The 15755-nt window shown below is 48.5% G+C and carries 11 protein-coding genes and 3 pseudogenes; 10 read left to right on the top strand and 4 right to left on the bottom strand.

The genetic code is table 11. From position 1 onward, the window contains the following. Positions 1-45: 45 nt before the first annotated feature. A complete protein-coding gene (locus KGF65_RS01815) occupies positions 46-330 on the bottom strand; it encodes a bacteriocin immunity protein (RefSeq protein ID WP_050339580.1) in 285 nt (94 codons plus the stop codon). Positions 331-519: 189 nt separating this feature from the next. On the opposite strand from KGF65_RS01815, the gene KGF65_RS01810 reads away from it, so the two are divergent. Genes KGF65_RS01810 through KGF65_RS01800 form a run of 3 tightly spaced genes read left to right on the top strand, consistent with a single transcriptional unit; the run spans position 520 to position 2363 of the window. After that, positions 520-909 carry a GntR family transcriptional regulator gene (locus tag KGF65_RS01810; RefSeq protein ID WP_050339579.1) on the top strand — a complete coding sequence of 130 codons (390 nt, stop codon included), beginning with the start codon at positions 520-522 and terminating at the stop codon, positions 907-909. Further along, complete coding sequence (locus tag KGF65_RS01805; RefSeq protein ID WP_216747941.1) at positions 890-1600, top strand: ABC transporter ATP-binding protein; 711 nt, start codon at positions 890-892, stop codon at positions 1598-1600. The genes KGF65_RS01810 and KGF65_RS01805 overlap by 20 nt, the downstream gene beginning before the upstream one ends. Continuing rightward, entirely contained in the window at positions 1590-2363 is a 774-nt protein-coding gene (locus KGF65_RS01800) for an ABC transporter permease (protein ID WP_101873098.1), read from the top strand. The genes KGF65_RS01805 and KGF65_RS01800 overlap by 11 nt, the downstream gene beginning before the upstream one ends. Before the next feature lie 125 nt (positions 2364-2488). On the opposite strand, the gene KGF65_RS01795 is transcribed toward KGF65_RS01800, so the two are convergent. Continuing rightward, on the bottom strand, positions 2489-3043 hold the full coding sequence (locus KGF65_RS01795; protein ID WP_101873099.1) for a cysteine hydrolase family protein: 555 nt from the start codon (positions 3041-3043) through the stop codon (positions 2489-2491). Between the two features lie 441 nt (positions 3044-3484). Here KGF65_RS01795 and KGF65_RS01790 point away from each other — a divergent pair, with 441 nt between their 5' ends. The 4 genes and pseudogenes from KGF65_RS01790 (at position 3485) to KGF65_RS01775 (ending at position 10876) form a co-directional block, all read left to right on the top strand. Continuing rightward, complete coding sequence (locus KGF65_RS01790; protein ID WP_101873100.1) at positions 3485-5488, top strand: Na+/H+ antiporter; 2004 nt, start codon at positions 3485-3487, stop codon at positions 5486-5488. A gap of 1337 nt (positions 5489-6825) precedes the next feature. Continuing rightward, positions 6826-8574, top strand: a pseudogene (locus KGF65_RS01785) (1-deoxy-D-xylulose-5-phosphate synthase). A 255-nt stretch (positions 8575-8829) separates the two neighbouring features. Beyond that, positions 8830-9849, top strand: a pseudogene (locus KGF65_RS01780) (Gfo/Idh/MocA family oxidoreductase). Positions 9850-9898: 49 nt separating this feature from the next. Further along, positions 9899-10876, top strand: coding sequence for a Gfo/Idh/MocA family protein (locus KGF65_RS01775; RefSeq protein ID WP_216747940.1), 978 nt, complete (start codon positions 9899-9901; stop codon positions 10874-10876). A 326-nt stretch (positions 10877-11202) separates the two neighbouring features. On the opposite strand, the pseudogene KGF65_RS01770 reads toward KGF65_RS01775, so the two are convergent. Then, a pseudogene (locus KGF65_RS01770) lies at positions 11203-12073 on the bottom strand (MurR/RpiR family transcriptional regulator). 163 nt (positions 12074-12236) lie between these two features. Here KGF65_RS01770 and KGF65_RS01765 point away from each other — a divergent pair. Together KGF65_RS01765 and KGF65_RS01760 are read left to right on the top strand one after the other, a co-directional pair. After that, positions 12237-13175, top strand: coding sequence for a LacI family DNA-binding transcriptional regulator (locus KGF65_RS01765; protein ID WP_050339562.1), 939 nt, complete (start codon positions 12237-12239; stop codon positions 13173-13175). 16 nt (positions 13176-13191) lie between these two features. Beyond that, complete coding sequence (locus KGF65_RS01760; RefSeq protein ID WP_021337609.1) at positions 13192-13965, top strand: Cof-type HAD-IIB family hydrolase; 774 nt, start codon at positions 13192-13194, stop codon at positions 13963-13965. Positions 13966-14155: 190 nt separating this feature from the next. Here the strand turns inward: KGF65_RS01760 and KGF65_RS01755 are convergent, their stop codons facing one another. Further along, a complete protein-coding gene (locus KGF65_RS01755; RefSeq protein WP_101874292.1) occupies positions 14156-15082 on the bottom strand; it encodes a ribonuclease H family protein in 927 nt (308 codons plus the stop codon). Positions 15083-15259: 177 nt separating this feature from the next. Between KGF65_RS01755 and KGF65_RS01750 the strand changes: the two genes are divergently transcribed. After that, a complete protein-coding gene (locus KGF65_RS01750; protein WP_216747939.1) occupies positions 15260-15580 on the top strand; it encodes a bacteriocin immunity protein in 321 nt (106 codons plus the stop codon). The last annotated feature ends 175 nt before the right edge of the window (positions 15581-15755 follow it).

The raw sequence follows: 15755 nt of genomic DNA, 5'->3' as shown, positions 1-15755 counted from the left end.
TCTTGCCGGCTGATTGCTTTTATGGATGTCATTAAAACGGACTGATTAGCCCCGCTGGTATGGCACTTGACATGGGACATCGACGCCATCTTGTAAGGTGACAAGGTAAAGCTGGTCTAAGACAGCGGGTCCCCGAGAATGATTGCTGCCCCAGGTGGTTAATAAGTGGTTCAACCGGCTGGCAACTTGATGATGATCCATCACGCAATCCAAATCCTGTGCGGCTTTAGCTAAGGCTTCAGATAATTCAGGAATTGCACGTACTTCAGGATCACTGTACGCCACGTCGATTGCCCGAGTCAAAGCGATGGCATTTTCATTTTTTAACATGTTTCCCCATCCCTTTCGCGTTATGATGACCAATTGTGGTCTACTGCTAACTTAAGTATAGCGCTACTGAGGTGAGTTTCAAGTCGAAAATGTAACCGCTATCACACGTAATGGCAGTGTCGGATTGCATTTAATGAGCCAACGTGTTATATTGTAATAGATAAATAGAACACTAGGGAGGCCGATCAGTTGAAATTCGATGACAAGGTGCCGATTTACTATCAAATCAAGCAACACATGTATCATGAAATGATTGACGGGTCATTGCCACCGGGGGCTAAGTTGCCTGCGGTTCGGCAATTGGCGGTAGATTTGACCGTTAATGTCAATACGGTTCAACGGGCCCTCAGTGAGATGATTGCAGAGGGAACGCTGACGTCACAGCGTGGTAAAGGTAATTTTGTGACGGATGACCCAGAGAAGATTGCCCGATTACAATCGGAATTAGTGACCGAGCAGTTAGCACTAGCTTATCAGCAGTTGCATGCTTTGAATTTGAATGATGCCGACATCATTCAGCGCATGCAACGATATATTGAACAGCGGGAGGATGACGCAAATGGCAACATTGACGCTTAAAAATGTCGCGTACAAGCACAATCAACGGCAGATTTTACAAGATGTACAATTAGTACTTTCAGCAGGAAAAATCGTCGGCTTGTTAGGTGAAAACGGGGCTGGGAAGACGACTCTGATGCGGCTCATCATGGGAACGGCGAAAGGCCGCGGTGAGATTCGGGTCAACGGTGAAGCTGGCGTGGTTGCCCGTAAACAACACATCAGTTTTACGGACCACCTCAGCGGATTTAGTACCGGCATGAAATTAGAACAGATTGCGAAATTTTATGCCAGTGTTTATCCAGACTTCGATACAACTCGGTATCAGGAAATGGTGGCGTTCTTGGAACTCGACGCTCAACAGAAATTAGGCGAGTTGTCCAAGGGGACCCGAGAAAAGCTGATTATTGCGCTGACGCTGAGTCGTCAGGCGGCCGTTTATTTACTGGACGAGCCATTCAGTGGTATCGACAGCATGAGTCGTAAGAAAATCATCAACAGTATTATTAAGTGGACCCCTGATGAGGCCATTCTGCTCATCAGCGACCACTATGTCAGTGAAATTGCGCCGATCTTAGACGAAATCGTGGTCGTCAAAGACCAAACGATCACGTTGCACCAGGCGACTGACGAGATTCGTGATCGGTATGGCATTGAATTAAAAGATTATTATGAACAGTTGTATACGGGAGGTGCGACGGATGACAAATAGTTGGCCACTTTTTAAGGCACTCAGCTGGCCGCGGTTCAAACAAATGAATCTCCTGGTGGGCGTTGAAATCATTGCAGTCTTGGTCACGAGCCTCTGGACCGCGATCAAAGGGAATTTTTCGGGTGCAACGTTATTTTATAATTTAAGTGCCTGGATGATTTTGCCACTGGCCGTCGGGTTTATTTTGTTGGCAGTCGCTAATGAGAAGACGTTTCGGTCGGGGACCTTCCAGTTGTTGCCCGTCAGCGATTGGAAGATGTATACGATTAACTTGGTGGCGTCACTTGCCAATATTATTTATGTTTGGCTCTTGCAAGTGGTTCTGATGGCAATCACCATTGGTATCGGTTGGCAGGACTTGATGGGTGGTCTAACGACAACTTCAATTCTGTTCAGTCAATTTAGTGCCAGCGGTGTGACGAAGTTCGTCCTTGGAACGTTATTAGTCCTCGTGCTCGTCACCTTGTTGATTTGGAGCACAATTGCGACTTGCCACTTCATTACCAACGCGGCGAAGGGCTTCTTACCGAAATTCCGTCAGCAGTTTGTGAACGTGATTATTACGGTCGTCGTTATTTACGTGGCCTTCCGCTTAGCCAGTCTCCTCATGAATATGATTAGTTATTTATCGAGTCAATTGGTCAATCAGGGGCAGGTCGATTCCTTATGGGTTGGCAGCTTGATTATGCTGATCGTCATTCTGGTTGAAGGCGCGATTAATATTTTTATGCAACACAAATGGGTTGAACCAACGCTGAACTAATCGCGAATTAACCACAAAAGCCACTGCGAACTGACCGCATCACGCGGTTGGATTCGCAGTGGTTTTTTTGGACTGGTCAATCAGTCTGAAATTAACGTGACCGACTGACTTGCGATTAAAAGCGTCTAAACAACTTTGGCGCCCAGACTGTTTTTAAAGTGACGTAAGGCCCATTCGTGTCCATCCGTATCAAAACTAGCGACAGCGTCTTGATGAATCACGAGCTGATAGCCTAAATTGTAAGCATCGACGGCAGTGTGTAGCACGCAAATATCGGTGCAGACACCAACTAAGTGCAGCGTATCGACGTGGCGTTCGCGTAGTCGTAAGTCCAAATCGGTCCCAGCAAACGAGCTATAACGGGTCTTGTCGAATTGCCAGACTTGATCATCGGCTTGATGCTTGTCGAACCAAGTCTTCAAGGGGCCATACAGTTCACGACCCCAGGTGTTGCGGACGTTATGCGGTGGAAAGAGGCGACTTTCCGGATGGTACGGGTCGTTAGGCGTGTGGACGTCGGTTGGGAGCAACACCCAGTCACCATTGTTAGCCATTGTTTCAGCAAGTTGAACAATGGTCGGCGCGAGCGCTTGTCCTGGTTTGCCACAAGTCAAGGCCCCGTCGTCGGCCACAAAGTCGTTGGTATAATCAATAATGAGTAACGCTTGATTGGTTGCCATTGTGCGATTACCTCCCTTAAGATGGCTTTACTCTAAACAACTTCACGGGGCCTGTCAATCATTAAGGGTGGGGGAGTAAGTGCGTCATAAGTGAATTAATGTGGGCTAGGCATTTACAGTAAGCAAGGCAGCGAGTTGGATGGTCGCCAATATAATTTTATCGATAATTATATTGTCAATGGTTGGGGGAATTCGTTGGCGTGGTCGTAAACTGCTTAGGCTAAAGGGTGAGTGATACCGGTACGGGCAACAGCAGGCCACGAGCAAATCAACGGATTCCCGATTGCACGACTGTTAGCCACCCGATACAGATACCCCAACGCAGTGTAGATGCTCGACTACCGGTGAGAAATCAGTGTCGTAAATCAAAGTCACAATGTGTGTTTATCTGGCGAGTTGCGTTAAAATTAAAGAACAACTAAATCAAGGAGGATTTTTGGTGTGCAAACTGTTTTCTTAGTGCTACTCCTCGTCGCGGCTGTCGTCGTGGCAAATGCCGTCTATGCACGCTTTAATCAAGTCCCGGTCGCCTTTTTGCAAATTGGGGCCGGATTAATTTTGTCATTAATTCCGTTATATCAAGACTTCGAGCTGGAACCGGAAATATTCTTATTTGTGATTATTTCGATTCTCATGTTCAATGACGGGCAAAATACGAACGTCCGTAAGTTGAGTCACCAATTTGGGACGACCTTGTCGTTAGCGGTCGTGTTGGCAATCGTCACGATTTTCATTGTTGGGATACTGACGCACCAACTGATTCCAGAGTTTTCATTAGCACTGGCGTTAGCCTTGGGTGCAATTATTACGCCGACCGATGCCGTGGCCGTTTCATCGATTACGACTAAGGTGGCGATTCCTGATGAAGTCATGACGACGCTGGAAAATGAGTCGCTCTTTAACGATGCTTCCGGTATCGTGGCCTTTAATCTGGCGATTGCCGCCATTGTGACGGGCCAATTTTCCGTCTGGCACGGAATTACGAATTTTTTATACGTCTTTGTTGGCGGAATTATCGTTGGCTTGGTATTGGGATACGTCATCGTCGCCATCCGAATCATGTTGATCAATATGCGTGTGGACACGCCGTCGGTCATTGTGCCTTACACGTTACTGACACCATTTGTCGTCTACTTCTTAGCTGAATCTCTCGGCGTTTCTGGCATCTTGGCCGTGGTGGCGACTGGTTTGATTCATGGCGTGCAATCGGATCGGTTACGGCTGACGACTTCGCGCCTCCAAATCGTGATGTCGACGACCTGGTCGATTGTCGCTAGTATTTTAAACGGAATCGTGTTCGTGCTGTTGGGCGTGTCACTGCCGAGCGTCATCAAACATTTACAACAGCGTGATACCGGGTCAGTGGCCGTATTAATCGGCTTGGGAGTTCTCCTATATCTAGTGATGACCCTGGTGCGGTTCTTCTGGACGCGGTTTGATCTGGCCCGTATTCGCGCTTGGGATACACACGAAAAGACCCGTAATGCGTTTGTGATGGGGCTCAGTGGGGTGCACGGGACGATTACACTGGCGATGGCCTTCTCATTGCCACTAACACTCAACGGCAGTGCGTTTCCATACCGCAATGACATTATTTTCGTTGCCGCCGTCGTTATTTTGACCAGCCTGCTGGTACCGACGATCTTGTTACCGCTGACGCTACCGAAGCAAACCGTTAAAGTGACGGAAGAAGAGTTAGCATCAGCCAAAGCGGAGATGGTCACTCATGCGAGTCAACTGATGCAGGCGCGCCACGGCAATAACGTCGGTACGGGTAAGGTGATTGAAATCCTATCTGGGCAGCGGACGCTGGATGGCCGGCCAAAACGGTCAGAATTGTCGCAGCTCTTCGATGCCACGTTTGATGTTGAACAGCAGACCATCAATCAAATGGTCGACCGCGATGAAATTACGCCTCAAGCGGCAGATAAATACATGCGTTTGGCGAGCCAGACGCGACTCCAGAATCAGCAAACCTTTTTCAAGCGGTTTAAATTATTTTTCCGGTTTGCAATGGTCAAATGGTCGCTAACCAAGAAGGCCCGGGCTCGCCGTAAAGCCTTCCGTCAGTACCATGCGCGCCATGGTCAAGAACGCTCAGAATTGATGTCGCGTCATCGCGAAATGTGGCAACAGATGCGTGCGATTGAACAACAACCATATGATGCAGTGCTGGCCTATCTCTCAAAGACGATCACTGCCGAAAACCAGCAAGCTATCGGTATCGTCCGTCGAGCCTACGATGAACGGCACCGGCGCTTGTCGGGAGAACGGGACTTACAAGATGTTCAAAATGAATTATTAATTGAAGCCTTTCAGCTGGAATACAACTTTATTCAGACCCAGTTGGCCAATAAGACGTATAGCGCTGAACTGGGCAATCAGTTATATGAACAAATCTCAACTGACCAGTTAGTTTACTTACAATCGGTGAATACCGATTAGTTACACTTAGTAACGTCAACGATAGGACCAACTGTGACGAGTATCATTGCGGGCGCGGCTCAGGTACAATCAAAGTATCCCAAGAGTCGCATTGACGCATTGCTATGTCAATCCGTCCGCCCCCAAACTGTAAGTTATGCATGACGTCTGGGAATAACGATGACCGCTTTAAGCCTGATGGTTTGAAGCGGTCATTTTATGATGCGCATAATTTGATATTTTAGTCACGCATTGTACTCATTGATGTGGCATGAATCATGATTGAAAGGTGCTGGTTGGATTTCTGTTTGTCAGCCAGAGATGCGTCCTAATCCGACTTCCGGGGCCGGCTGACAACGCTGGAACAGGGCGGACATCGATTTGAACTCACGCAGAAACCCACTGCGCAATTTCAAATACGAGTCTTCTTCTAGCCCGGGAAACCCACCCGGACAAGAAGAATTTCGCCCTTGAGCATTGTCAGCCGGCCCCTACAGTCGGGAAGCCGTTCGAATGGCGGATGAACGGCCACCTATCTGGGTACAATTGATCACTGAATATTAGGTGGCTGGTCCTTCAGGAAAGCTCTTAATCAGTATCGATAATGACTTATGGCATTTAATTGCTGAGAAGATTAGCAAATATTATTCACTCATCATGCCACCAACTTCAATAGCAACTGGTCTTGGATTTAGTCGATAAAATTATCTTCATTGAGAATTCAAGATTTTGCGATCTCAAATAACTAGGAAAAGTTCTGACAAGTTGTGTGGAGTCGCTGATTCGAAAAACTAAAACCTGGTTAAGAACGTTTAGCGATTGTTAGAAACCAATCTGAAAGTTCAATATCAAAATTCCCGTGTACCAAGGAATCAAAGACTAATCCAATAAAAAGTTGGGTCCACACATGTCTGCCTTTCGAACACAACCCAGGCTGGAAGGTGTTTCTGACAATGCTCAGCGATGAAATTCCACTTAGCAAGCGTCCTTTGCTTGGTTAGTGGAAGACCGGTATTTAAGACGTGGGCTTTCGGCTTAAATCTGTGTCCATCGCGTTCCAGCGTTGTCAGAAATACCTGGAAGCCGGTGTAGGACGAACAACACGACAGGTTTACGCTAACTTGTTTTGTTTCCAGCGGTTCTCAGCTGGCTGCTTTTGAACTTGAGAACCAGCACCTTTCAACCATTTTTACTACCAAATCATAGCTAGCGCAACGTGCGTAGTCGTACGGCATATTGTCGCCGGGTTGATGCTGGTATAATTTTAATCATAAAATTTGAACAAAATGCTTGTCTTAGAGTGGCTCTAAGGTGCTAATCTATGAACAGACTTATGAATTAGAAAGTGAGCGATAAACATGGAAACGCCTATTTTGGCAACAATTGATCAACCGGCAGACCTTAAAAAACGATCATTGCCGGAACTGACACAGCTAGCTGACGAGCTGCGACACGTGTTATTGAATAAAGTCAGTCAGACTGGAGGCCATGTGGGGCCAAACTTGGGCGTTGTTGAATTGACGATTGCCTTTCACACGATTTTTGATTCGCCCGTCGATAAAGTCGTCTGGGATGTCTCGCATCAAGCCTACACGCACAAAATTTTGACCGGGCGTAAGCAAGCGTGGTTAGATCCCGCCCACTATGACGATGTTAGTGGCTATACGGCACCTGAAGAAAGTCCGCACGACTATTTCAATATCGGCCACACTTCGACGTCAATCGCACTCGCGACTGGGATGGTGGTTGCACGTGATATTGAGGGTAAAACGGGTAACGTGATGGCCGTCATTGGTGATGGGTCCTTGTCCGGTGGCTTAGCGCTGGAAGGCCTGAACATTGCGGCGACCTTGAAGTCGAACCTGATTATTTTAGTCAATGATAACGTGATGGCGATTGCGGAGGACCATGGCGGTATTTATCAAAATCTACGGGAACTCCGTGAATCGAACGGGACGAGCAGCCATAACTTGTTTAAAGACTTCGGCCTGGACTGATACGTGGAAAACGGGAATGACTTGGAAACGATGCTAACAGCCTTTAAGGCGGTTAAAGATATCGATCACCCAATTGTTTTACACGTTCACACCGAGAAGGGTCATGGCTATCAGCCCGCGATTGACAATAAAGAGGCCTTTCACTGGCATGTGCCGTTTGACTTGGCTAGTGGTGCAACCTTGCATCCAAATACCGGGGAGACTTATACGGATGTCATTCACGCGACCTTGGAGGATGAATTAGCCGCAGAGACGCCAATTACTGCGATTACGGCGGCTGTTCCGGGAACTTATGATTTGAAACAGTTTGGTCGTAAACATCCGCACCGTTACTTCGACGTTGGCATTGCTGAACAAGAATCGATTACGTTCGCTGCTGGTCAGGCGCAACAAGGGCTACGGCCAATCGTCTTTCATTCTGGCACCTTCCTCCAACGGGCATATGACCAGTTATCGCACGACCTAGGCATCAACAAATTGCCGGTCACGATTATGGTTGCCGGCGGGCGCATCAATGCGGGCGACCCGACCCATCAAGGTATTTTTGACGTTGCGATGTTGAGCAACATTCCGAATCTGACGTATTTGGCACCAACGACTAAGGAAGAATTGCGTGCGATGATGCACTGGGCGTTGCACCAAAACAACGGTCCGGTCGCAATCCGGGTCCCAAGTAATGACGTTCAGTCCGCACCACTGCAAGACTTTGACGCCTTGAAGATGCACACGGTACACATGGGTCGCCAAGTGGCCTTAATGGGTGTCGGCAGCATCTTCCCATTAGCCGCGACGGTTCAACAGCAATTAGCTGCGCACGGTATTGATGCCACTTTGATTGATCCACGCGACATTTCGGACCCTGACACGGCCACTTTGGCCCAACTCAAGAATGGACATCAACTCGTGGTGACGATTGAAGAAGCCAGTCTTAGTGGCGGTTTTGGTGAGAAAGTCAGCCGGTACTATGGTGACAGTGAGATGCGGGTCTTGAACTTCGGGGCCGCAAAACGGTTCAATGATCGGGAAACGACGACGGAATTGAAGCACGAATTTCAGTTGACGCCTGAACAAATCGTGACTGCCATCACAGCCCAATTGGCACAAAAGTAATTGAGCGGCGATCGTCATATTTTTTAGCACCACTGCGTTAAAGCAATCGCTTAGCCGCAGCCAGACACCTGATGAAGGGCTTGGCTGCGGCTTTTTAGTTCGGCAAAGTGGTCAGATAAAACATTGGACAAAATGTCCAAAATCCTGGCGACCGCGCTTAATTATTGAACGTTTTGACCGAAAGTCAGTCTTTAGCTTGGTTCCGGCAATTAAGTCGGTATAATGAAGCTATCAACCAATTTGGAGGAAGTCAACATGCTAACGATTGCTTATATTGGAAATGGGAAGAGTGCGAATCGCTACCACCTACCGTTTGCCTTGAAACTAAAGGATAAAATTAACGTTAAGACGATTTATTCACGCTCGGGACGACAAACGTGGCAACCGATTGCGGGGGTCCATTACACGACTGACCTGGATGATATTTATCAAGACCCGGCGATTGATTTAGTGGTCGTTTCAACGCCCGGCCACACCCATTACGCGGTAGCCAAGGATGTCTTGTTGCATGGGAAGAACGTACTGGTCGAAAAGCCGTTTACCGAAACGTCGGCGGAAGCTCAAGAATTGTTCGCGTTAGCCAAAGAAAAGCAGCTGTTCATTCAGTGCTACCAGAATCGTCGTTTTGACTCGGATTATCTCACGGCCCAAAAAGTAATTGAAAGTGGCGTACTGGGGGATTTACTGGAAGTCGAGATGCATTTTGACTACTTTCGGCCGGAAGTTCCTACCAGTATTAAAGAATTCTCGTTAGATACGAGTTACTTATATGGCCACGCTTGTCATACTTTGGATCAAGTCATCGCCTATTTTGGGGAACCAGACGACGTGCACTTTGATGTTCGGCAGCTGTTGGGCGCAAACCGGATGAATGATTACTTTGATATTGATCTGTATTACGGCGCGCTGAAAGTTTCCGTAAAGTCCAGCTACTTCCGTATCAAACCACGGCCAAGTTTCGTGTTGTATGGTAAGCAGGGGATGTTCGTGAAGGCGGATAAGGATCGGTAGGAATATGATTTAAAACACTTCTACATGCCAGACCATGCAGACTTCGGTATTGACCAACCGGAAAACTACGGGACGCTGACGTACGTTGACGACGCCGGTCGCTATCATGAAGAGAAGGTCGTCTCAGAGGTCGGTGATTACAGCCGCGTTTATGATGGTGTGTATGAGACGCTCGTTAACGGGGCCCCGAAGCTCGTGAAGGACGAGGAGACTCTGTTGCAGATCAAACTATTGGAACAAGGCATTCAACAGTGCCGCCGGTAATCATCATTAGACGAGTGGAACAATTTATATAATACGAGGAGGAAGACACATGCGATTAGGAATTTTAGGAACTGGAAAAATTGTTCAAGAATTTTTGCCAATGGTCAAGACGATTCCGTCAATTGAACTCGCGGGCTTATTGTCGACGCCGCGGAGCGTTGAACGGGCGCACGACTTGCAGCAACAGTACCAGATTGCGACTGTTTATACGGAGTATGCGACCTTATTGGCGGATGCGGCGATTGACACGGTGTACGTGGCGCTGCCGAATTCGCTACATTATCAGTATGCCAAACAGGCCTTATTGGCGGGTAAAAACGTGATTTGTGAGAAGCCGTTTACCCTAGTAGCTGAGCAGTTGGCAGAGTTAAAAGACCTCGCTTTGAGCGGCGACTTAGTCCTGATCGAAGCCATCACCAACCAGTATCTGGAGAACTATCAAGCCATTCGGCGGGACCTACCGGATTTAGGAAAATTGAAGATTATTGAATGCAACTATTCGCAATATTCTTCACGCTATGACCAATTTAAGGCGGGGACCGTCTTACCAGCCTTTGACCCCAAACTGGGTGGTGGGGCGTTGATGGATTTGAACATCTACAACATTCACTTTGTCGTCGGTCTGTTAGGCGCGCCGACCCATGTGCAATATCTGGCAAACGTTGAGCGAAATATCGATACATCGGGTATCTTGGTGTTGTCCTATCCGGATATCAAAGTCGTCTGCATTGGTGCCAAGGATTGTACCTCACCAGTGCGGTCAACGATTCAAGGGACTAATGGGTCCATCGTTTTGAACGGCCCAACCAATACCGTCGAAAGCTTTACAAAAATTGCGCATGATGGGACGGCGACTGATTATGCGGGCAATCAGGCAGCACACCGGATGCATGCCGAATTTGTCGCGTTTGAACGGATCGTTGCCGAGCACGATATGGCAACGGTCAAGCAGCAATTGGCTCATTCAGAAACCGTCATGGCTGTGGTCGACCAGGCGGTGGCGAGTGCGGGATTGAAACTGGGTTAAGCACAGTTATCCATAGGCAATCAACGATTAGGTACTCACGTGCGTCAGTAATTTGGCGTGGTGGGCGCCTTTTTGTGTTGGCACTTGGCAAGTATGAAGCCCAAGTTGACTGACAAATGGTAGGACGGCCAGGCCTCGCACGCTTCCAGACTAGGAGCGACTTAACTGCGGATTGCGGACCAACTAAACCCGATGGCGACCGGCAACTCGATAATCCAGCAGGGGATGTCGCATCAGTTGGCATGACCTCTGTTGTTGCGAAGTACCACCATCGTTGCGTTGGTTTTGACCTGTCGATACCGCCGGACAATCGCAACCTCACCGCATTAGCGTTCCTTGGTCGTCAGCGGACCAGCTTGCAGCAGTTGTTGCTTGGCCTGTAAGTTTTGCAAGTTGGCGTGGAAATCTTGCGCGTACATCGTGGCAAAGAGGCTATCGAGGACGTATTCGAAGGCCGCTTGTGAGGCAAAGGTGCCGATCTTGGCAAAATTATATTCGCTTTGGACGGTCAGCAATTGCGTCGTTGCTTGTGCCAATAGCGGCGATTGTGGGTTGCCCGTCAGCACGAGTAATGGAATTTGATGGTCGGCGAAGTACGTGGCAAATTGCTGGTGCACACTGGTTGTACCGGCATATGAGATGATGAAGGCACAGTCTTCTGTCGTCAAATTAGCGGCGTTCCAAGCCTCATCTGCATACTCGTCGGCAATAATCGCAAAGCGGTTGATTTTAACGAGTTTGTTTTGAAAGCTCCGTGCGCGTAATTGGGAATCACCCTGGGCAAAAAATGAAAATTCGGTTCGCTTGCATCAGCAAGTTCGCGGCTTGGGCGAGCTGTGCCGCATCTAGTTGCTGCTGTGCGGTTTGGATGGCGTTGATGGTCAATGTCGCCATCTTGGCGCTGATGGTTTGGACAGAATCGTTATCCGAAAAAGGAAAGTTGGCATCCACGGTGGTCGATTGGTGTTGCTGTGTGGCAATTTCAGCTGTCAACGCCTGTTGAAAATCGCGAAAACCATGATAACCCAGCTTCTGAGTCAGACGGACGATCGTTGAATGCGAGGTGTACGTTTTGGCGGCCAGGTCTTTGATTCGCAATGTAGGCATCTGATTCAAATGGGCTAAGATATAGGCACCGATGCGTTCTTCAGTACTTGTGAAGTCGGTTGGGTGTTGCAAGCTGATTAAAATTGACATGTCATTATTTCCTCCAATCATTAATATCATACGAGTAATTCCCCAAAATTGCGATTATTATCAGAAAATTGAAAATAAACGGCTTGACCTGGTACCGGTTTCATAAATTATGGTAATTATATGAAACATCGTGGTATCATCAAGTTAGAGAGGAAGTTCTGTGATGACGAATATTCATGATATTGCCCGATTGTCAGGCTATTCCGTTTCAACTGTCTCACGGGTGATCAACCACCAAAAGTACGTGGCAGACGATAAGCGGGCGAAAGTCGAAGCGATTATGCAGGAACTCGATTACGTGCCCAACCGGGTCGCACGTGATCTGAGTCGGGGCCAGACCAAAACCATTGGCGTGGTCTTACCGTACGCTAATCATCCGTACTTTGCCCGGATCGTGGATGGCATCGTGGGAGCGGGGTTTGCTGCCGGTTACAAGATTACGCTACTGCCCACCAACTATGACCGGACGATTGAACGGCACTACTTGGAAGAACTTCGAAGTAAAGCCTATGATGCGTTGATTTTTACCTCGCGTAGTAGTTCGTTAGAAACGCTCGAAAATTATCGCAAATACGGTCAAATCGTGTGTTGTGAAGATCCTGGCGACGACCGTGAACTGGCGGCGGCGTATACTGACCGGATGGCGTCGTACGTGACGGCCTTAAAGTGGGCCAAACAGCGCGGTTATGAGACGATGGGCGTCATTTTGAGTCGCAACAACGTCATCAGTGCTAGCACGCGGGTGACCAAACGGGCGTATCAGCAGGTCTATGGGCCGTTGGATGACGCCCACCTGTTTATCGGTGCGGCGACCTATGAGGATGGCTACCGGGCTGGCGAGTATTTTGCGGCGCAGTCACCACAAGTGGCGGCGGTCTTTGCGAATGGCGACGACATTGGAGCGGGCGTTTATCAATACTTTATTGATCACCAGTTGCCCCCAATGCCGATCATTGGTCAGGAGAACCTATTGACGAGTCGATTGCTGAAGTTTTCGACGATCGATCACCATCTGGAATCGTTGGGCCAGTCTGCATTTCGACTAGCGATGGGCAAGACCCGGACGCATGAATTAATAAAATCAGAGTTTATTGAGCGATAATTTGGAGGCACTTAATATGGTAGCGAGATTAGCCGTTTTTGATATTGATGATACACTATTAGCAAGTAATAAGACCCTTTTGCCGAGTACCGTGGCCAGTATTCAGGCACTCAAGGACCAACAGATCCATGTCGCGATTGCGACTGGTCGTAATTTGGCGATGGCTCGTCCCGTGATTGAAGCGTTGGCGCTACGAGACTATGTGCTCTGTAACGGGTCAGCCGCCTTCGCGGATGGTAAACAAGTTCATCAGCACACCTTGTCCAAAGCTAACCTGGGCAAGCTGATTACGGCTGCTGACCAACAACAAATCGATATTGTGGTCGAGTCATTGGATGGATTGCATATTCATACCCATCCGTCACAACAAACGCGGGATGTTTTGGAGACATTTCGGGCACCGCAACTCGACTATGCCCCGGATTACTATCAGGCCCATGACGTGTATCAGGCGATGATGTTCTATCCGGATGCCCAGAACCGGTTGTTACCGCATCCAGATGAGTTTTCGTTTGTCCGCTTCCATGAACGGGGTGTCGATATTATCCCTAAAGCCGGTTCGAAGGCCCAGGGGATTGCCAAACTGGCAGCGGCGTTGAATGTTGACAATGCCAACGTGGCGGCGTTTGGCGATAATGAAAATGACCGTGAGATGCTTCAAAGCGTGGGCATCGGTGTCGCGATGGGCAATGCCAAGCCTGAAATTAAGGCCTTAGCGGACATCACGACCACGGATTGTGACCATGACGGCATCGCCAACGGTTTGAAAAAAATCGGTTGGATCGCCTGAACGTCGCAAGCAATAACGGATTGCCTTGAAGCATGCATGGCGTTGTATTCGTCATGTTTGATGAGCACAACGTTCAGGTACATCTCACCAAAATAATGACAAAGCCGGCGACCTGAATTAGGTCGCCGGTTTTTAGACTGCAATGGAAAGTAGAGGTTTGCCGTAAATTCAAACTATGTTACGCCTAAGACTACCGGTCCTGCAGCATCTTCTTAATTGCTGCTACGGAGCGGGCGACTTGTTCCGGGTCTGCGGGGCGCTCGTCAGAATTGAATGGCCCAGTCGAGTCAGTCCGAGTCGAAGGTGCTGAAACGGACTTGGCAGTTGCACTCGGCTTAGTTTGAGTGTTTGTTGCTGCCGACTTGGCTTGACGGGCACTCGTTTTCGCGCCAGTCGAAGCTTGTGCGGGTTGACCGGCGTGCATCTGGTCCATTGTTTGGTTTAATAAATGGTCGACGAAGACGTTGCCTTGGTTGGTCGCATGGCCCTTGGTCCACCGGTAGTGCAGGTCAGTGAACTTAGGGAGTAGGCGGTCAACAGCTTGCCATAATTCGGCGTTGACTAGCGGGCCATTACTTCGTTTCCAGCCACGGCGTTTCCAACCAGATAGCCAACCCTTAGTGACCGCATTTAAGACGTACTGTGAATCGAGCACGAATAAAATCGTCGTGTTGGTTTGTTCTAATTTTTCGAGCTGTTCGAGTGCCCGCAAAAAGGCCATGATTTCCATACGATTATTGGTCGCGCCCCATTCACCGGCTGAATCGGTGACGAGTTGATCCGGCAATTCGATCCGATACGCCCACGCGGCCTTGTCATCATGATGCACGTGTTGACCGGCGACGTTACCAGTGTTACGAGAACCACCATCGGTATAAACGGTGATGGCGGCATCCACGGGTGCGGGTGTTGGACGCGCTGATGATTTAGAACGGCTAGGCTGACGTGTTGATTTGGCGCTAGTTTGACCACTCATAAACGCTTCCGCTTCGGCGGCCGTTGGAAAACTCTTGAACTGTGCTTGTGAGTAACCGTTGACTTGTGCTTGCGTTTCAGCCCAGGTCCGGTAAATGCCAGGCTGACGGCCTTTGCGAACGGCATAATATTTTTGTGCCACGAGGATTCCTACTTTCTGAAAGGTGGCTGCGATTGCGAACGATGCAATCAAGCATTGACACCCAGGATAATGCCCTAAATTATACCATATTTGGCTGGTGAAATTGATGAGTAGACTGCCATGGTAGCGATTCTGATGGAATGTGAATAGCAGGTCAAAACGGGGGTCACGCGGTCAATGGCTGGACGACATTATGTGACTTTGGATGAAGAAGAACTGTTAAGTAATTTATACGATTTTGTACTGGACGAATCGATTACTGAACGTGAGCGCAGAATTGGATTGCTGGCTAAGGGTGATTTGGAGGCCAAGCGTTATCCAGTCGCCGTTTTGAATAAACTGGTCGTCAGTTTTCAGATGGAAGCGTTGAACAAGAAGGGGTTGTCACCAGTGGCGTCTAAGTTCTATGACCAGATTGAGCCGCTATTAGTGGCGGTGAAACCCTTTGGTACCAATATCGGATTTATCGGGATGCACTGTAGTTATTTAGACGACTAACAATTGAATAATGGCTAGGAAAACTAACTGGTGAAAGCTGTGACGGCTTAGTGGGTATATTCGGACTGAATCGTCGCAGCTTTTTTGTGCCTTTGATGGGTATAGTGACCGATAACGGCACGCAATTTCACAACCGGGGACTCCGATGGCTGTTTGAAAGGTTGATCCTCAAAGT

Origin of the sequence: Lactiplantibacillus sp. 30.2.29 (assembly GCF_018991255.1) — a bacterium.
GTDB lineage: Bacteria > Bacillota > Bacilli > Lactobacillales > Lactobacillaceae > Lactiplantibacillus > Lactiplantibacillus pentosus.
The sequence above is the reverse complement of the archived record's forward strand: the minus strand, read 5'-3'. Positions and strand labels throughout refer to the sequence as shown.

Coding starts and splice junctions, on each gene's coding strand:
- KGF65_RS01815 (WP_050339580.1), bottom strand. CDS start 330: ATGTTAAAAAATGAAAATGCCATCGCTTTGACTCGGGCAATCGACGTG.
- KGF65_RS01805 (WP_216747941.1), top strand. CDS start 890: ATGGCAACATTGACGCTTAAAAATGTCGCGTACAAGCACAATCAACGG.
- KGF65_RS01800 (WP_101873098.1), top strand. CDS start 1,590: ATGACAAATAGTTGGCCACTTTTTAAGGCACTCAGCTGGCCGCGGTTC.
- KGF65_RS01795 (WP_101873099.1), bottom strand. CDS start 3,043: ATGGCAACCAATCAAGCGTTACTCATTATTGATTATACCAACGACTTT.
- KGF65_RS01775 (WP_216747940.1), top strand. CDS start 9,899: ATGCGATTAGGAATTTTAGGAACTGGAAAAATTGTTCAAGAATTTTTG.
- KGF65_RS01765 (WP_050339562.1), top strand. CDS start 12,237: ATGACGAATATTCATGATATTGCCCGATTGTCAGGCTATTCCGTTTCA.
- KGF65_RS01760 (WP_021337609.1), top strand. CDS start 13,192: ATGGTAGCGAGATTAGCCGTTTTTGATATTGATGATACACTATTAGCA.
- KGF65_RS01750 (WP_216747939.1), top strand. CDS start 15,260: ATGGCTGGACGACATTATGTGACTTTGGATGAAGAAGAACTGTTAAGT.